This window comes from Imperialibacter sp., assembly GCF_040222815.1.
GTDB lineage: Bacteria > Bacteroidota > Bacteroidia > Cytophagales > Cyclobacteriaceae > Imperialibacter.
Genome location: NZ_JAVKCH010000001.1, coordinates 74,661 through 92,072, shown reverse-complemented (window position 1 = coordinate 92,072; position 17,412 = coordinate 74,661). Strand labels below are relative to the sequence as shown.

General features: G+C 47.1%; 12 protein-coding genes. 3 read left to right on the top strand and 9 right to left on the bottom strand.

The window, feature by feature from the left end:
• Window positions 1-151 precede the first annotated feature (151 nt).
• A complete protein-coding gene (gene ttcA / locus RIF36_RS00360) occupies window positions 152-961 on the bottom strand; it encodes a tRNA 2-thiocytidine(32) synthetase TtcA (RefSeq protein ID WP_350149244.1) in 810 nt (269 codons plus the stop codon).
• Window positions 962-1,207: 246 nt separating this feature from the next.
• Between ttcA and RIF36_RS00355 the strand changes: the two genes are divergently transcribed.
• Window positions 1,208-1,741 (top strand): class I SAM-dependent methyltransferase, encoded by a 534-nt coding sequence (locus tag RIF36_RS00355; RefSeq protein WP_350128332.1) that lies wholly within the window; start codon window positions 1,208-1,210, stop codon window positions 1,739-1,741.
• On the opposite strand, the gene RIF36_RS00350 is transcribed toward RIF36_RS00355, so the two are convergent.
• The 3 genes from RIF36_RS00350 to RIF36_RS00340 form a co-directional block, all read right to left on the bottom strand.
• On the bottom strand, window positions 1,725-2,372 hold the full coding sequence (locus tag RIF36_RS00350; RefSeq protein WP_350128329.1) for a hypothetical protein: 648 nt from the start codon (window positions 2,370-2,372) through the stop codon (window positions 1,725-1,727). The two genes, RIF36_RS00355 and RIF36_RS00350, sit on opposite strands and share 17 nt — an antisense overlap.
• Before the next feature lie 75 nt (window positions 2,373-2,447).
• Window positions 2,448-3,023, bottom strand: coding sequence for a Crp/Fnr family transcriptional regulator (locus RIF36_RS00345; RefSeq protein WP_350128326.1), 576 nt, complete (start codon window positions 3,021-3,023; stop codon window positions 2,448-2,450).
• Between the two features lie 75 nt (window positions 3,024-3,098).
• Window positions 3,099-4,847, bottom strand: coding sequence for an outer membrane protein assembly factor BamB family protein (locus RIF36_RS00340; RefSeq protein ID WP_350128323.1), 1,749 nt, complete (start codon window positions 4,845-4,847; stop codon window positions 3,099-3,101).
• 134 nt (window positions 4,848-4,981) lie between these two features.
• On the opposite strand from RIF36_RS00340, the gene RIF36_RS00335 reads away from it, so the two are divergent.
• Window positions 4,982-6,262 carry a hypothetical protein gene (locus RIF36_RS00335; RefSeq protein ID WP_350128320.1) on the top strand — a complete coding sequence of 427 codons (1,281 nt, stop codon included), beginning with the start codon at window positions 4,982-4,984 and terminating at the stop codon, window positions 6,260-6,262.
• A 165-nt stretch (window positions 6,263-6,427) separates the two neighbouring features.
• Here RIF36_RS00335 and RIF36_RS00330 read toward each other — a convergent pair whose 3' ends face one another.
• From RIF36_RS00330 to RIF36_RS00310, 5 genes are all read right to left on the bottom strand, one after another.
• Entirely contained in the window at window positions 6,428-8,341 is a 1,914-nt protein-coding gene (locus RIF36_RS00330; RefSeq protein WP_350128317.1) for a CASTOR/POLLUX-related putative ion channel, read from the bottom strand.
• A 243-nt stretch (window positions 8,342-8,584) separates the two neighbouring features.
• On the bottom strand, window positions 8,585-8,971 hold the full coding sequence (locus RIF36_RS00325; RefSeq protein ID WP_350128314.1) for a hypothetical protein: 387 nt from the start codon (window positions 8,969-8,971) through the stop codon (window positions 8,585-8,587).
• 173 nt (window positions 8,972-9,144) lie between these two features.
• Window positions 9,145-11,199, bottom strand: coding sequence for a beta-N-acetylhexosaminidase family protein (locus RIF36_RS00320; protein WP_350149243.1), 2,055 nt, complete (start codon window positions 11,197-11,199; stop codon window positions 9,145-9,147).
• Window positions 11,200-11,311: 112 nt separating this feature from the next.
• Complete coding sequence (locus RIF36_RS00315; RefSeq protein ID WP_350128308.1) at window positions 11,312-11,803, bottom strand: hypothetical protein; 492 nt, start codon at window positions 11,801-11,803, stop codon at window positions 11,312-11,314.
• A 101-nt stretch (window positions 11,804-11,904) separates the two neighbouring features.
• On the bottom strand, window positions 11,905-13,896 hold the full coding sequence (locus RIF36_RS00310) for an alpha-amylase family protein (protein WP_350128305.1): 1,992 nt from the start codon (window positions 13,894-13,896) through the stop codon (window positions 11,905-11,907).
• 381 nt (window positions 13,897-14,277) lie between these two features.
• Here RIF36_RS00310 and RIF36_RS00305 point away from each other — a divergent pair, with 381 nt between their 5' ends.
• Window positions 14,278-17,397, top strand: coding sequence for a WD40/YVTN/BNR-like repeat-containing protein (locus RIF36_RS00305; protein WP_350128302.1), 3,120 nt, complete (start codon window positions 14,278-14,280; stop codon window positions 17,395-17,397).
• The last annotated feature ends 15 nt before the right edge of the window (window positions 17,398-17,412 follow it).

Sequence of the window (17,412 nt, the reverse complement as noted above, 5' to 3'; positions counted from 1 at the left end):
CAATTTACCGAGTGGTTCACTTGTGCAGCGAAGAGTCATATTTCGGCAAAAAAAACACTGAATACCAGAAGGTTAGGTGCTCACAAAAGTTTCTTAACCCAAAACATGGTGAAGTCAAAAAGTCGGAGCAGCGTTGAGCGAGGGTGACGCCCTACGGCACAAATTCATCTATCCTTCCGACTTTTGAAACCAGTTCATCAAAGTCGAAAATATCTTTATCGAATAAATGGGATGGTGAAACGTTCTTTAGGGCCGTGAGCATGATCTCCGTGCGGTCGGGGAATTGCTGCTCCCATTGCTTCATCATTTGCTTGATCACCTTGCGCTGCATATTGGGCTGAGAACCACACAGGTTACAGGGGATGATCGGGAATTGTTTTAGTTCAGCATACTGAATGATATCTTCCTCTTTGCAATAGGCCAGCGGACGTATCACCACGTGCTTACCGTCGTCTGTTCGGTACTTAGCAGGCATGGCTTCCAGCTTGCCGCTGAAAAACATATTGAGGAAAAAAGTTTCCAGCACATCTTCCCTGTGGTGCCCAAGCGCAATTTTAGTGGCACCTAGCTCCTCAGCAGTGGTGTAAAGAATACCTCTCCTGAGCCTGGAACAAAGGCTGCACATGGTTTTCCCTTCCGGCACCTTATCAACCACCACCGAATAGGTATCTCTTTCTACAATGCGAAAGTCAACGCCAAGATTGGTCAGGTAGTTGGGCAGCACTTCCTCAGGAAAGCCCGGCTGCTTTTGATCGAGATTAACGGCTATGATGTCGAAGTCGTGCTGCCTCGACTTCTGCACGTGCAGCAGCATGTCGAGCATGGTGTAGCTGTCTTTGCCGCCGGAAAGACATACCATTACCTTATCGCCCGCCTCGATAATACCAAAATCTTCCTGCACGGCCCACACCTTCTTGTGCAAACGCCTGATTAGTTTTTCTTGCTCTAGCTCTGACAACATGCTGCCTTCAAATTGCTTTTTCCTGCGCAAAATTAAACCCTGAATTTTGGATTACAGCGACCGTCAATCTTTTATTTAGCCAATGGGTGCTTTAAATAAATCATAACAAGAGGCAAAACCATAAAGGTTAGCGCATATAGAGTGAGAAAAGGATGAGAATTGAATTGATGCCTTTCAGTACCATAATGTTTTTATGAACAAGATAAACTATTTCTCAGGCTTTCGATGTTTACTCCTCACACAGAAATGGAACTAAGCACCGCAATCAAATTGATAGAGAATGGCGTATCCAATGCTGGGGACGCCCAATCCTGGCTTGATTTGGGTGCTGGTAGTGGCTTATTTACAAGAGCACTGGCATCAACACTGCCTTCAGGCAGCGTAGTTACCGCCATCGATAAAAGCAGTTCATTCTTCCTCACTCAAAGCGACCACAAAGGCACCACCCGTATCGAAACCAGGTTGGCAGATTTCACTAAAATTGACCTGAAAGATTTGAACGTCCACGGCATTTTGATGGCAAATTCTCTCCATTATGTGAAGGATCAGGAAGGATTTCTTGTCAAAGTGTTGAACAGTTTGTTGCCAGGTGGTAGACTGATAATAGTAGAATATGACACCGACAGGGGAAATGCCTGGGTGCCCTACCCGCTCAGCTTCACTTACTTAAGTGATCTGGTGAATGGAATTTCGGGCTGTACAATTACGAAGCTGGCCATCACCCCTTCTCAGTTTCAGGGAGGCAGTATTTATAGCGCACTTATCAGGTCTGCAAGATAGCCGGCTTCCTGGCCATCGCCACACCAACGGCAAGAAGCCAAATCACAAAAGCCCCGATAAAAATGCGAAGACCCAGCAAATCGGTAAAAACAAACCCGAAAAGCGTCATAGCAATGGCAAGAATGCCAACCACCAATCCGAGAAATCCTAGCCACTTTTTTAGCAGGCCCGTTCTTACGATCGCCCACGACCAGAGCACGGCGGCACCAGACATCGCCAGGATAAAGATGAGGTCGAAGGCTTTATTGAGTGAATAATTGTAGGTCAGCACAGCTCTGATCATGCCACTGTTTTCGCTGGTGATCTCCCCCATTCGCTCCAGGAAAAATGGTACTGCGAGGCCATTCAATGCCGCTGCCATCGTCACAGCTACAGCACTAAAGGCGAACAGCACTGCCCCTCCATAGGACAAAACGATGTCGGACTTGAGCTTGATTGCGAGTCCTACCATGCCGTAGGAAAGCACAATGATGGACAGAATTGCCAGAGAGTGGCTGACGATAATTATGTCAGACATTTGCCTGATGTGGGCTGTATCGCCACCAGCCGGGTGCAGTGCCATTGTAAGCACCATGAATACTGAGCCAATAACAATGGCTACTCCGCTTGATTTCTCCAGTCTGCTGTCCATTTCTTGTTCTTTTGAATGATGAACAATAATAGAGGCTTTACAAATGGAACCACTTGATCGTAATCAAGAAGTGTATCACTTGATGCGGGAGCGAACCCTACTCAGTGTTTCGGGGGTGATCTGGAGATAAGAGGCGATCAATTTCAGGGGAAATGTTTGAAGAACTTTTGGCCTCGACTGCATCAATAGCAGGTACTTCTGGTCAATGGAGCTAAGACTGCCTGCTTCCTCAACGCCATCGAACCTGTTTTCAAACAGTGTTCCCAATCGAAAAAAGAGTTGCGAAATACCGATAAGTTCATGAATAGCATCGATGTCCAGTTCAAAGACCTGACTTTCTTCGAAGGCTGTAATACTTGTGTTTGACGGTCTCCTGGACACAAAACTCCTGTTGTCCATAAGCCAGTCGCCAGGCGTGAACAAACCTGTTACTACCGCTTCCCCATCTCCGTTTCGCTTTTGCGTCAGGCTTCCATGGTCGAGGTAATAGAGTCCGTTACAAACCTGTCCTTCCCTCAATAGCAGCTCACCCTTTTTCAACCTATGAAGCTTCAACCTTTCTTTGATCAGGCCGAGCTCAGCGGTTGAAAAAGGGTGCAACTGTAGGAGGGAATTCGATACCTGAGCAAACATTGTTATCTCTTCCGTCACGAAACGAGGCTTTAGATTGAACTTTTACAAAGCCTAAGTTTGCTAATCTGGCATTTTCCTCCAAATCTCTTTGGCCTAAAGTCCGTGTTCAGCCAACTTTCTTATCGTTTCCAAATCACTTTGCCGGATAGGCATATAGTGCCACGAACAAAATGATATATACCCGCCATTCATACTACCCAGTGGTTTCCAAAAGGCAGCTACCCGCCCATGTTCATTCACTGCCAGGGGGATAATACCCTGACCACCAGAGATCGAAGACCCCAGGGATTCGAAGGACTTTGGAACACCCCATTTCAGACCTTCTTCAGTTGCTTTTGCGTAGTACACGCCAAAATCCATGTTCACATCAAAGTTGATGTTTAGGAGATCGGTGGAATACTGTGTGTTGGACGCCACGATATTAAAGTCCTTGTTTGTCACCCAATAATTAGGGAAATAACCAAGCCAGACAACTCTGCCGCCCGCCGCCATATATTGGTTCAACAGGCTTCCCTCTGCTTCTTTCCCCACCACTGCCCTGGGTATATATTGATGGGCAAATACGATACTGCTCTGCTTTTTGTCTGCAATCCTGTCTTTCATAAACATGGTCAGCGTCGTCGTATCCAGCCGGACATAGCCGAGCGGCTCCAGATAGGGCAAAATCTTTTCTGAGCTTACCATCTCCTTTTGTGCCTTCAGCTCCGGGTAGTAGACAGCAAGCATCCTTTCCTCCCCTTCCTCAAAGGCATATAATGAACCATCGTCGCTGCCAACGTAGAGCGTGCCATCATCCAGGATAGGCGAAGACATGACGGCTCCTTGTGTCTGGTACTTCCACACCACCCTTCCGGTCGTTTTTTCAAATGCATAAACCAACCCGGTAAACGAGCCGATATACACATGTTTTTCGTCCACCACTGGTGTGGAGTAGAAATAGGATCCTCCATCGAATTTCCACAGTTCCTTCCCGCTTGTCATATCCACTGCGGAAACAGCGAGCGCATCGGACCACCCAACATATACCGTATTTCCATCAATAGTTGGTGAGCTCCCTACCCAGGAGGATCCGTAAGTAAACCTCCATCTCTTCTCAAGTGACACGGCATCAATACTGTACAAGCCACCATCCCTTGCACCAAACACCACCTGGTTGTCCTTCATGGCTGGCCTGGAGATTAGTGATGTTCTGTCCCATCCGTACACTTCGGTGTAATAACTTACCCCCTCGGTCTCATATTTCCCTTCCTCTTTGCCGCTGGCAGCATTCACTACATAAAGAAATCCGTTGAAGTCGGGTACATATACTTTATTCCCACTCACCAGTGGTGTAGCCCTGATCTTATCGGCCGTTGAGAATTTCCATGCCAGCTTCCCACTTTGCAGGTTGAGCGCATAGAGATTGTTGTCACCTGAGCCAATCAACACATTGTTGCTATGGGCGACAGGCGATGCATCGTAATAGTCCCAGCCCCAGGTGTGCGGAACAGGCTTTTCCATTTGAAACGACCACAGCAGTTTGCCTGAAAGGGCATCAACGGCATACACCTTGTTGTCCCTTGCCTGGAAAATTGCCTTTCCGCCTGCTAAAAGTGGCTGTGATACAATGGCACCACCTGCTTTGAAGTGCCAGATTTCCCTGGCCGACTCCTTTTCAACGCAGTACAAAGTACCTGCAGAGTTTCCAAAATAGAGCTTGCCATCATTAATTGAAACCGTGCCTCTTACAGGCGCTCCTGTTTCAAACCTCCACTTGACTTGGGGATGGCTGAGTGAGCCATTAGCGATGAGAAGATTCGGAAGTGCTGCGAGCACCAGCAGAATAAGTAGTATTCTTTGCATACTTTTGAGTTTTTGTTTCAACAAATCAATTGAAAAGAATGACAGACTGTCGAGAAACGCTCTTACTTGTCTGTTCAAACCTGCTCAAGTCGGTTCAACTATTTTTTCAAACCCTATTCAGCTAAATTTTGGGCATGGAGTCAGACGATATCAATATAAAAGAATGTCTTGTTGAAATAGAGAGGCAGCTCAACTGGGGGCCTGGCGAAGCATGGACTACCAACGACTTCAAGGCGCTCAGCGAGAAGATCCACGCTGCCACTGGCACCAACCTTAGCGTGGCCACTTTGAAGCGCTTGTGGGGCACCATTGATTACCAAAGTAAGCCAACAGCCACCACACTCAATGCACTTGCTCAGTACCTCGGTCACGAGAACTGGAAGGCCTACCAATACGCCAGCAGCCTGCCGAAAGAAGACATCCAAAAAAAGCATGCTTCAGCTCCGGCGAAAAAAAAGCGTCCGATTGGCATTATCGTTTCACTTCTCATCATACTTCTATTGGGCGCATGGCTGCTGTTTTATATTTCGACCGAAAACCATGAAGAGATAAAATCAATGCCAGATTCCAGCCTCTTCAGCTTCAGCAGTATGCAGGCAGTGTCAGAAGGCGTGCCCAATTCCGTGATTTTCGATTATGATGCATCGCCCGCCAGCGCAACCGACACGGTCTTTATCCAACAAAGCTGGGACGAAAGGCTTCGCCAGCAGGTACCCTACGATAAAAAGGTACACACCTCTATCTACTACTACCCAGGCTACTTTCAGGCAAAGCTGGTCATCAACGACAGTATTGTGAAACAGCACCCTGTTTATATCACCTCAATGGGTTGGTTGCCTTTGGTAGAGCAGGAAAAGGTACCGGTATATTTCAAAGTTGAAGAGGCAATCAAAGGCGATGGAGCTTTGTCGCTTCCACTTGAAAAGCTGGTTAGCAACAATATTCACCTGCAACCAGAAACGCCCTGGACATCCTATTTCTATGTCAGGCCATTTGATAGAGTGAAGTCCGACAATTTGGTGTTCGAAACAGAAATACGGAATGATTTTAGAGAAGGCGCAGGCATTTGTCAGCATACTGAGATTCATCTCCTGTTAGCCGGAGGAGCACTGATTGTTCCACTTGCCATCAAGGGTTGTATTTCTGATCTGGCCATGTACGATGTGGATGGAAAAGTGGAAGACCCTACACCCCTGGGAGTAGACTTTTCAGGTTGGGTAAAGGTGAGGTATGAAGTCAAAGATATGACAGGGCGGCTTTTTATCAATGATGAATTGGCCTATGATAGCCTGAACCTACATTTTGGGCCGGTCGAGGTAGTTGGTTTGAAATTCCGGTTTCAGGGAACGGGAAGTGTCAATTATGTAAAGCTTTGGGGAAAAGATGAAGAGCTCGTTTTCGAAGAAAACTTCTAATTGCCCTGGTCCTTTCCCCCTCAGGTCTGAGACCAATGTCGTTAAGTTAAGCCTTTTCAAGCCCAGCCCTGAAGGGAGAATAACGAACTTTCCTTGTCCTTTGAGAATTGGGGTGAGTGACGTTTATTGTTCCAATTCCTTAACTTAACGACATTGGGCATGAGACTAGCTCTCGGAAATCACGATCACCCTGTCCTTCCAGCTGAACTCTATCAGGTCTGACTTTTTAGGGTTCACCACCACTCCATAGCCCATCTCCACATTTTTGGCGTCTGACATTCGGCGGTAGCCAATGGCAACCTCATTTTGGCGTGCAGCCGACTCCAGCACCGTGTAAAAATTGGTCGTCACCATGCTGTTTGCCTCCAATGAAATGTAATCTGTAATTGGCTTGATATAGATTTCAGCCCCGTCGGCATCAAGCAGTTCCTCGAAAACACGCATCAAATACTTGTTTTCAGCCACCTGGGTCATGAGCAAACTAAGTAGCTTATCACTCACAATAAAGTCATCGGCGCTGGTCACATCTGCCAGCTGGCGATTGCGGATATCCATCATTTCCGAAACCAGATTCACTTTTGTTGGTGCACTTTCCAGTATATTCCTGAGGTGCAGCAGGGTAATCAGCGTTTGTGCGTCTGCTTCCTGAAGTGGAAAGTCGTCCTGATAGCACAGCATGATGATGTAATTGTATTGCTGGCAGTTGAGTTTTTCAAGCTCAGTTCTGTTAGTCGTGTCGCTGTGCTGAAATTCCAACCGGATATTCTCCAGCGAAGCCTGTAGTTTGTCCAGGCGCTCTTGGCTTAGCTTAAATTTTGAAATAATATGCACAGTCGATCCTTCATCCACATACTTATCCAACTCTCTTATCACCAGGCTGGCTCTGTGGTTCCAGCCAATAACGAGAATCGACTCGACAACGCTTGGCTTCTTTTCCCTCCGAACGATGCGCTGCTCGTCAATCACAAACGATTTACCCGATACAACCATCGTATCGTCATCTTCCGTGATGCCGATGAGCTTATCTCCCTTTTGAATGAGTTTGTTCATCGGTGGGTTGATCAGTATCTCAACTTCATCAGCCGACTGCATACCAATGATGGCAGAATCCTCGTAGCTGAAGACGGCCTCTCTGAAGGTTTTACCTACCAGCTTTGGCTCCTCCATGAAATAGATTTCATCACCACCGAAATCCATCAGTTCCGTGTAAACAACAGAGAGCCCCGACTGCAAACTGGTTTGCACCATCACCTTCGACACAAATTCGTCGGAAAGGATCAGCTCTACTTCCTCCTTCCCTACCATCTTGGCCACTTCATAATTCTCGCTGTGCTTTATCTCGGCGGTAATGTGATAAGGCGTCTCCCTTCGGGTATCGCTAGAAGTAATCGCCAGAATTGTCTTGATAATCTGGCTGTCTGAGTTTTCATTTTCCTTGTCAAGAATGATGATCGACTTTGATCCTGCGGGGTTCCCTATATCCAGGTCATGCAGGTCAATCGGATCCCCGGTCCGACAAACAATCTTGGTGTTCTTATGGTCGGGTATTTTATCACGAATCTTGTCCTCCATCTCAATCTTGTCCTTGTCAGCCAAAATCACAATAAGAGGATCTTTCTGGTTTTCATTGGCTATTATTAGTTCAGACACGATGGTATAAATCTTCGATGACCAACCGAGAATCAACACGTGGCCGTCGTCGACAATGCGGGATCTTCCTTTGCGCAGCCGATCAATCTTGTCCATGATACCATTGGAAATAAGACCAATCAACGTACTGAGCGCTATGATACCGTAACCAGTGACCACAAACATCCAAAACTTGTAAATCCAGTCCCCCTCATGCTCTGCCAATGTGCCAGGGTCAAGCGTATGCATCAAGCCGAACCATAGTGTATTGATATAGCCGTCAGGCAGGGCTTCATCGGGATGAATGTTAGCAAAAAAGAGAATGCAGGTAAAAACAGAAAGTATAATTGTAGAGAAAATAGTGAGATAAAGTATGAGGGCCACCGGACCGGCCGACATCAAATTATCGAACTTATAATTTAGTTTTTCCCGAAAAGGGTAATTTTTCATTTGAAGAAACTTTTTGACAGAATTTGCCTTAGAAAAACATTTTTGTCTGCATTCGACTACTCCCAAATTCACAATAAAAGGAAAAATGCCGATGAACTATACCAGGAAACACAAATAACCCATCAGGCTACCCGCTAATTTCAATATAGCAGTTTGGCTGCAGGAGCAGGTCACCAAAATTCCTCAAGTTCAATATGATGCAAAAATGCAAGAGCTAAAAGCTGAACTCAGGAAACTTTGGCGTCAGGCTCTAGCCTTAGGCGGAGGGGAGCTAATCTCCAGAACGTTTTGAGGTATGTGAAGAGAAGGATTTCTGAAGGTATGAACCACAATCACAAAATCGCTGCTGAGCACTGTTGGCACTGGAGTTGGTTGCTGGCAGTAGACAACATGATGGGTGAAAAAATGGCCATTACTGCCATCTTGCTCATCGTGCTCCTGCATGGCGTTTTCAATGCCAAGCACCGATTCCAAAGCAAATTCCAGGATACTTTCAATATCGTTGTGCGTCAAATCTTCGGCCACATGGTCTGGCTGGGCATCCCTGCCATCGATGCTATAGTTCAGCAAATAGAGGGCGAGGAAGTAAGCGAGGAATTTGCGTGTGAATATGTACCCCCTGACTTTCATTTTTGACTAAAATGTAAATATAGGGGATTTAGCATTGGTTAAAGAAATGGAATACCAATCTTATATTTTGGCTTCCCGAAAGGCACGAAGGGCGTTTTCGAAACTTTAACGCATGAAGTGGCCTCTCACTCCAAAAAGAGATTACTTATTCTGAGGATAGTTTTCTCGAAAGGTCACTTTTGAAAACTGGCAGATTTAGCCACCTCAATATCTCTTTCAACTTCTGGAATAAGACTTTTCCATGAAAAGTAGTCTTTCCTTTCATCCTGAAAACCAAAAACACCTCCAACGATGTAGGGCACTTCGAGGTAGTTTTTGGAGGTTACCTCCGAAAGTTCCTTCCAGGTAACAAGAGCCTCTTCCAACGCTTTGATGGCATCTCGTTTTTGAATTGCTTCACCGGTTTTTCTAAAAAGTTCAAGGTAGACACCCGCCTTCAGCTTCCTGGCGAAATAACGGCTCAAGAGCGACCAGGCCCGTAAATCATCTATTTCCTGATTGTATTCGCTGGTGTAAATAGAGCCTTTTGCGGCCAAAGTCTCTATCAGCATGTCTGCCTCCGTCGCATTCGCAGTCAATTCGTTTGCTAAGTCCAATGGCGTCTTTTTGTTCTCGGCCACTTTTTCCTTTTCAGCCTGAATAGCCACATAATCCTTGATAGAAAGGTAGCTAGGATCCAGCACCTTATGATCCATCAACTCTTCCAAAGAAATAAAGAAAGAGATTTTGTCATCAAAACCATACCCCGGAGGCGTCACCGGCGACATAAAACCTTCTGCGTAAAGTGTGTAGTCCCAGGTAGAGCCAAAGAACGAAGCCAGCCTTAAAGGCATCTTACTCACCAGCTTATACGCATGCAGCATCTGCCGCCCCTGATCCATATGGTATTTCCGATTGAACTGTTCTTCAAATACCGTATCAGGCGTGTTGATATCGTACAGTAGCCTGCCCCAAAGACTGTAAAACAACCACTGGCGCTCAAAGGCGTAGTTCCACGTACGACCAATTTCAGGTTTGGTGAAGTATTCGAAAGCAGGAATATAACCCTCTGAACCAATGTAATATCCATTCATGAAGTCAGCCGTATTGGTTTTGATATGGCTCCTTATGAAGTCCGGCTCGCCCCACCGGAGGATGAAAAAGTCTTCGTTACGCACCATCCACTCAATTTTGTAGTTCTCAGGGGCAGGATTCCAATAGCCGGTATTCACAGCCCCGGATTCGCTGGCATGGGTGATCAAAAGCTTTGGTGTTGAATGCCCATGGCTCCAGTTGAACTTCACTTCCACCTGCACAGGGTCTTGAAAATCAGCAGCATCCAATATCCGTCTCATTTCATTGCTTGAGCCCGACAACACTGCCCGGTGCAGAAACTTCACAGGCCTATCTGCCGCTTTCATGCCTGCCACAAACGTCTCAGCAATCCAGTCCTCCCGCTCGGCTGCTGTCATTTTCGTCATCCAGTCGGCCAGCGTTACACCCAGCCCTCCCAGATCCTCGTAGGTATTAATTACGGTTGTTACCGCCTCTTTGGTGTAGTCTAGTACAACTTGAGAAGTGTCATTTAGCGCCTTAATTCCATGATGTTTGGCAAAAGATTCAGGCACTACAATGTTCCAGTTAACGATGAACACTTCTACCCCTCTTTCTTTGGCCATACGGAACAGCCCTTTCCAGAACACCTGCCAGTCCGCCATTTCCTGATCGGTAAAAGGACTGGCTTCCGGATAGTTGGGCAACTTCACCATGTATTGAAATGGGTGCATGTTGTACAAAGCCAGCTGGTTGAAGCGGTTTGCCATCATCATATCCAGAAAAGCCTCCCAAAACTTCAAATCCCGGCAAGTGCTCAGGTGGTAGTCCATGCTGAGGCTTTCTCTGTAGGCATCCCAGGGCAGGTTGAACTTGATAGCCCGGACTTCCATCGAAGGATTGACCTGCCTTCCATCTATTTGGTCTGGTTTCCGACCGTTGGCAATTTCCTCGGTAAAAGCCAGGAGGCCGTACCGGGCACCCGAGAAGTCATTAGCTGAAATGACTGTTTGGTTCCCGTTCCAATCTATCCGGTAGCCTTCCATTTTTAGGGTGGGATAAGCTCCAATCTTAATGGCTATATCATAATCGGTAATCCCATTGGCGGCAAGCACTTCTTTGGTCTTCACAATCAGGCGCTCCATTCCGGGCATTTCCACTGGATAGTTGATGGATTGAGCAGCTGCGTAAGACATCGCTAGCTGAAAGCAGAACAACAGAGTATAATTTCTCAACATGCCTGAAAATAACAAAAAACGCCGTGATTGAAGCATCATAGCGTTTTACAATTGCATAATGATAGGAATGTCATTCCCCCGAACCGCCAAACTTCTTTTTGACTGCCTCGGCCTTAGCTTTTAGCTCAGTCATTTTGATTTTGTCGGTAACAATAGCCTTGGCCGAACCATCAAGCAATGCGGTGGCCTTCTTCACTCCCTCAGCGCATTTTGGAGCCTTGGTGCCGCACTGCGAGCTGGCCTTCGAAGCGCTAGTTCCCTCACTGGAAAGTTGCTTTGAGTCCGCATCCAGGGATTTGTAGGAGCCTTCGAGGTCTTTGAACCTGGTGAGCAGACCATCGATAGCACTCTCGTCCTCCTCCTTTGACGCATTGTCGATATCTCCATCCAGCTTTGCAAGGGTCGAAGACAGCCCTTTTTGTTTTTTGGCAAACTCAGTGACAGAGGCAATGTATTTGTCGATAGTAGCATTGCCGAACTTTTCGGTTTTAGTACCATCATCCTGCCCAATCGCCAGGTGGGCAGTGAGGGACAATAAAATAATAGAAAAAAATGTTTTCATAGTTTTAAAAATCATTGGTTGATGAAAGCTACGCAAAAGCCTCAGAATATCGTGCGTCAGTGAAAAGAAAATATATGTACTTTCGCCTGAATAACTTTTCGTTACTTTTCTACGACAACTGCCTCATATTGCCCAACCTTATCCACCTTCAGAGTAAGGTAGCCGCTAGCCACAGAGTATTCTACTGGCTGCCGACCTACCATGGTAAAAATGCGTCCCGGTTGAAAGTCGCAGCGTATCCTGAATTCCAAATCCCTTACCTCCAAAGGCTCAAAAAACGTATTGCCACTAAACCCTGTAATATTCACCAGATGCAAAATGATGCCGTCTTCGTCCTGCCTACCAAAGTTTTCAGGTGTATTCTCCACATATTTTTGCAACACGGCTTCTACTCTCGGGTGAGCATTGGTCGTTAGCAAATCACTGATGTTAGGCTCCAGGTAATTGATCATATCAAGCAGTATTTGCTTATGCTCTTCATAGCCATGTATGTAGTACAATCTGCCCAGGTTGATGGGCATCAGAACGGCCTTGCTTTTTGGGTGCTGCTTGATACCCACGGCCCGGTAGCCTGTGGGTTCATGGCCGCCAATTTTCTCAGGAGGGCCGGGTCTGCCTGGTGTATAAATAGGCAAATATGTCTCGTCTACATTCTCAAAATCATAAAAGCCAAGATTGAACTTAAACATGATAAAGCTCTGTAAATCAAAATTTTTAAAAATTGATCTATTTTCAGGGGCAAGGTAATACCCTGCTCCGTCGTGATCCGGTTGCACAGCCTTTGCGCCAAATAGTTCCAGCAGTGCCTCCGGGTTCCCACTCAACGATTGGTTGGTCGCAATCAGGTGTGCGCCGCCTGCAACTGCTGCCTTAATTACAGCCAGAGATCCACTGTCCAGGCTCACAATTTCCGGAAGGATGATCACCTTGTAGCCTTTCATCTTATTTCTCAGCTTCGATAGCTGGGCATCTTCTATCAGATCAAATTGAAGGTGAGCCTCTTTGAGCATCAGCTGAATGCCCCTGTATTCCTGCCCACGCTCGCCTCCCGGCCAGTAGCCTGGCGACACCACGGCGATTTCAGCCGACGAGGTATAACGACCATAGTACTTTTCGTTGGCTTTGTGGTGAGCATATACTTCTCTAAAAACTTCATAACTCCTTTCGTCTTCATTCCCTTGAAAATCGCCCATAATGCTCATGTCGAGCCCTGAACCGTTGGCAATGTTTTGATACAACCTGATAGCGGACTCCTCAGGTTCGACTGCATTGTACCTCGACTGAAACGAAATCTGTTGGATACTGGCGTTGCTTACGATATGGTCGGGGTAGCTGTTTTCTACATTGTTCACATTATCAGATGCCGAATAGGGCCAATAAGGCAAGCCACTTGGGTGCGACTCATGTCTGATGATGTCAACATAATTCCCCATATACGTGCAAATGGCGATCTGCTCATTTTTTGTCTTGACCACGTTGTGTAGTCGCTTCATCAGGTCGTCTACAGTAAACTTCTTGAACTCCTGGTATTTTTGAAACGCCGGATCTTTGTCGTCCTCGACCAACGGCAGCTTCATGCCGCTGTACGCCATAAACCGCTCTTTATCGTAGGGATTTTGGTCTATGCCGTGATAAACACCTTCATAAGCATTTCGTGTTTGATAACCCGGCATGTTAATAAAAATGCCATCGATAGGATACATATCTATCACTTCACCCACTATGTCGAACAGGACTTGCTGCTCATACGGGGCATTGATAGAAATAACATACATGTCGTCGTTTCTGATCCTCTCCCCTTTTGGTGACAGGTAAAACCAATCGGGGTGCCTTTCGAAAATGCTTTCATGTGCCCGGCTGAAGTCAAATCGCACAATTACCCTGATGCCATTGTCATGGCACTTCGCAATCACATCCCCCAGCATATTTTCCTTCATAAAGGGATTTGTATACTGATCCGCCAGTTGGGTTGGGTAAAATGCCATAATGCCACCCGCATTGATGATCAATGTATTGACTGAGAACCCTTTGAGGTCATTGATCAGGGAGTCTACATTAAGATCAGCTTCATAGGCTGGTAAATTGGTCTGCATCGTACGAAGGTTGTTTGCCTTCCACCAGGGAATTGAGTCTGGCCAGGTGATTTGTTCACCAACTGCTTTCGTCCCCGACTGTGGAGGAGAACATGACAGGGTAGTTAGCAACAACACTAAAAACGTGGAGAATCTTAGAATTTCCCTCATAAAGCTCATCTAACTTATTTCTATAAATGTAAATCAATATCGAAACAGTTTCCCTGAATCTTATATAAACGTTGGTAACTGGCGCAATAACGGAGGCGAAATACCCACCTTAGCCGTCTCTAATCTGCCCCTATTATCCTTATTATCGGCCAGCGCTACGAAATTGGTTAACGCTCAAAGCCTATTTCTTTATACTTTGAGCCTAACAATTGAAGATCAAACAACTTAACCATGAAAAGACTTGCGCTCCCTTTGCTGCTGTTGACTTTTGCAGTGACCGCCCTCGCACAACGAAAAGCCCAGACAACCCAATCTCCCAAAACCATTGACCAAAAATATTTCTCACAAATGAAATACAGGTCAGTTGGCCCCTCCAGAGGCGGAAGGGCTACTGCGGTAGCTGGCATACCTCAAAATCCCTTCACCTTCTACATGGGATCGCAAGGGGGCGGCGTTTGGAAAACGGACGACGCAGGCTGGAACTGGGAAAACATTACCGATGGCCAGTTTCAGGTGGGCTCCATTGGTGCTATTACCGTGGCTCCCTCCGACCCAAATGTGATCTACGTCGGCACAGGCTCCGCCTGTCTCAGAGGCAATGTTTCTCCCGGCATCGGTGTGTACAAAACCATGGACGAAGGGAAAACCTGGGATTTTATTGGGTTGCCCAATGCCGGGCAGATCGGCAAAATTATCATACATCCCTCTAACCCGGACGTGGCCATGGTAGCTGCTTTGGGCAATGCCTTTGGCCCTAACCCAGACCGGGGCGTATATAAAACGACTGATGGCGGGAAAAACTGGAAGAAAACCCTTTTCGTCAGCGACAGCACAGGTGCAATTGACATTGAAATGAATCCCGCCAACCCTCGCATCATGTATGCGGCGATGTGGCGTGCAGACCGGAAACCATGGGCCATGACGGACGGCGGCATGGAAGGCGGCATCTGGAAATCCAAAGACATGGGCGATACCTGGGAAAAGCTGGAAGGCGGACTGCCAACTGGCCTTCTTGGCCGCATTGGGCTGGCCATTTCACCTGCTCAACCTGATCGTGTTTGGGCATTGATACAAACGGCCGACGAAAGCAAAGGCGGGGTGTACCGAACCGATGATGCCGGTAATTCGTGGAAGAAAATCAATCGGGATCATGAACTTCGCCAACGAGGCTGGTACTATACCCATATCACCGCCGACCCTAAAGATCCCAATACGGTTTACGTCAACAACGTGGGCTTCTACAAATCGATTGACGGTGGCAAAACATTCGATACCCGCATAAGAGTGCCCCATGGTGATAACCACGGCCTTTGGATCAATCCAGACAATACGGACATCATGATCCATTGCAACGATGGTGGTGCTACAGTTTCTATCAACGGAGGCAAAAGCTGGTCGCACCAGCAAAACCAACCTACTTCAGAGTTCTACAGGGTAACTGTCGATAATCAGTTTCCTTACCGCTTGTATGCCGGCCAGCAGGACAACACCACCATCTCCGTTCCCTCCTATTCGTCCGGCTCTCTCACCGACACCGAAGAGTGGTTCGGTGTTGGCGGCGGCGAATCAGCTGACGTGGCGGTGGATCCAACCAACCCCGACATCATTTACGCAACAAGCTATAGTGGCGAGATTACGTTCTACAACAAGAAAACCGGCGAAATGCGCCAGGTAACGGCCTACCCTCACTATACGGAAGGAACTGAGCAGAGAAACTTGAAGTACAGATGGCAATGGAATTTCCCTGTACTGATTTCGAAATTCAACACAAACGTTATTTACGACGGTTCCAACTATGTGCACAAGTCAACCAACAAAGGGCAGTCGTGGGAAGTGATAAGCCCGGATCTTACCACTAAGTTCGCTGAAACGTTGGGTATCCCTGGTGGCCCTATTCAGCACGACGGCACTGGCGTGGAGGTGTACTCAAGCATTTTTGCACTGGAGGAGTCACCCTTCAATGAAGGCGAGCTGTGGGCCGGTTCGGACGATGGGCTGGTGCACATCACCAGAGACGGCGGCAAGTCGTGGAAAAACATCACCCCGCCGGGCATGCCTTCTATGGGCACCGTCAATAAGATTGAGTTGTCGTCTCATCAGGCCGGGCGGGCGTTTGTGGCTGTGTACAAATACCGAAGGAAGGATTTCAGTCCTTACATTTTCATGACCAACGATTTTGGCGCTACCTGGTCGACACTGACCAATGGAAAAAACGGCATACCATCCAATCACTTCGTGCGTGCCATTGCTGAAGACCCTGACAGTAAAGGGCTGCTTTACGCCGGCACAGAATTTGGTATGTACATGTCTTTCGATGAGGGTAAAAACTGGCAGCCGTTTCAGCTTAATTTGCCCGTAACACCCATTACCGATATGGAGGTGCATGAGAAAGACCTCGTCATCAGCACCCAGGGCCGGGCTTTCTGGATACTGGACGACCTGACGCCACTACATCAGCTCAACGATGCCCTGATGGCAAAGGATGCCTTCCTTTATAAGCCGAGAGACACCTACCGAACCAATGTGGGTGGATGGAATGGTCGATCTGCTGATATCAACTTCTTTGTGAGCAAGCTTGACGACAAAGTGACTTTAGAAATAATGGATGCCAAAGGAGTCACGCCGGTAGTTTACTCAAGCAAGCCCGACAAGGCAAAGGGAGAAAAAGAGCTCGAAATAAAAGAAGGCATGAACAGCCTATCCTGGAACCTGATGTATCCCGGCCCAAAAATGGCTGACAACTTTATGGCGATGGTGTTCAGCGCCAACCGAACGCCAGGCCCAAAAGCTGTGCCCGGCACCTACACAGTGAAACTAACGGCCGGAGACTATTCGCAAACAGAGACTTTTGAGTTAAAGACAGACCCCCGCTGGCCTCATATTACAGCAGCCGACTACCAGGCCCAGTTTGATCTCGCTTCTGAAATGACTGACTACATCACCAAAAGCCAGGAGCTGATCAGAAACATGAGGGCTATCAGGGAGCAGGCAAAAGCCATTGCAGAAAGGTCGGAAAAAGCTGGCTATTCGTCAGCAATCAAAGACAAGGCAACTGCGCTGAACAAGAAGCTGACAGAAGCAGAAGATGCTATCTTCCAAAACCAGATTGAAACCAGCCAGGACGAAATCAATTTTGAGCGGAAGTTCACTAACCACATAGCCAGGCTTTACGGTGTGGTGATTGACGACCACAACAAACCGACTGCCGGTATGCTGGAGAGGTACGAGGACTTGAAAAAACAGTTTGAAGACCTGAGGAAGCCTTATGATGAAGTAATAAAGACCGATTTCCCTGCTTTCAATCAGCTCCTTGAAAAAGAAAACGTGCCCAGAATAATTACAGAGAAATAGACACAAAAAAGCCTG

What these genes read in the sequence shown, in the direction of transcription:
- ttcA (WP_350149244.1), bottom strand. Translation starts at nt 961, where the DNA reads ATGTTGTCAGAGCTAGAGCAAGAAAAACTAATCAGGCGTTTGCACAAG.
- RIF36_RS00355 (WP_350128332.1), top strand. Translation starts at nt 1,208, where the DNA reads ATGGAACTAAGCACCGCAATCAAATTGATAGAGAATGGCGTATCCAAT.
- RIF36_RS00350 (WP_350128329.1), bottom strand. Translation starts at nt 2,372, where the DNA reads ATGGACAGCAGACTGGAGAAATCAAGCGGAGTAGCCATTGTTATTGGC.
- RIF36_RS00340 (WP_350128323.1), bottom strand. Translation starts at nt 4,847, where the DNA reads ATGCAAAGAATACTACTTATTCTGCTGGTGCTCGCAGCACTTCCGAAT.
- RIF36_RS00335 (WP_350128320.1), top strand. Translation starts at nt 4,982, where the DNA reads ATGGAGTCAGACGATATCAATATAAAAGAATGTCTTGTTGAAATAGAG.
- RIF36_RS00330 (WP_350128317.1), bottom strand. Translation starts at nt 8,341, where the DNA reads ATGAAAAATTACCCTTTTCGGGAAAAACTAAATTATAAGTTCGATAAT.
- RIF36_RS00325 (WP_350128314.1), bottom strand. Translation starts at nt 8,971, where the DNA reads ATGAAAGTCAGGGGGTACATATTCACACGCAAATTCCTCGCTTACTTC.
- RIF36_RS00320 (WP_350149243.1), bottom strand. Translation starts at nt 11,199, where the DNA reads ATGTCTTACGCAGCTGCTCAATCCATCAACTATCCAGTGGAAATGCCC.
- RIF36_RS00315 (WP_350128308.1), bottom strand. Translation starts at nt 11,803, where the DNA reads ATGAAAACATTTTTTTCTATTATTTTATTGTCCCTCACTGCCCACCTG.
- RIF36_RS00310 (WP_350128305.1), bottom strand. Translation starts at nt 13,896, where the DNA reads ATGCAGACCAATTTACCAGCCTATGAAGCTGATCTTAATGTAGACTCC.
- RIF36_RS00305 (WP_350128302.1), top strand. Translation starts at nt 14,278, where the DNA reads ATGAAAAGACTTGCGCTCCCTTTGCTGCTGTTGACTTTTGCAGTGACC.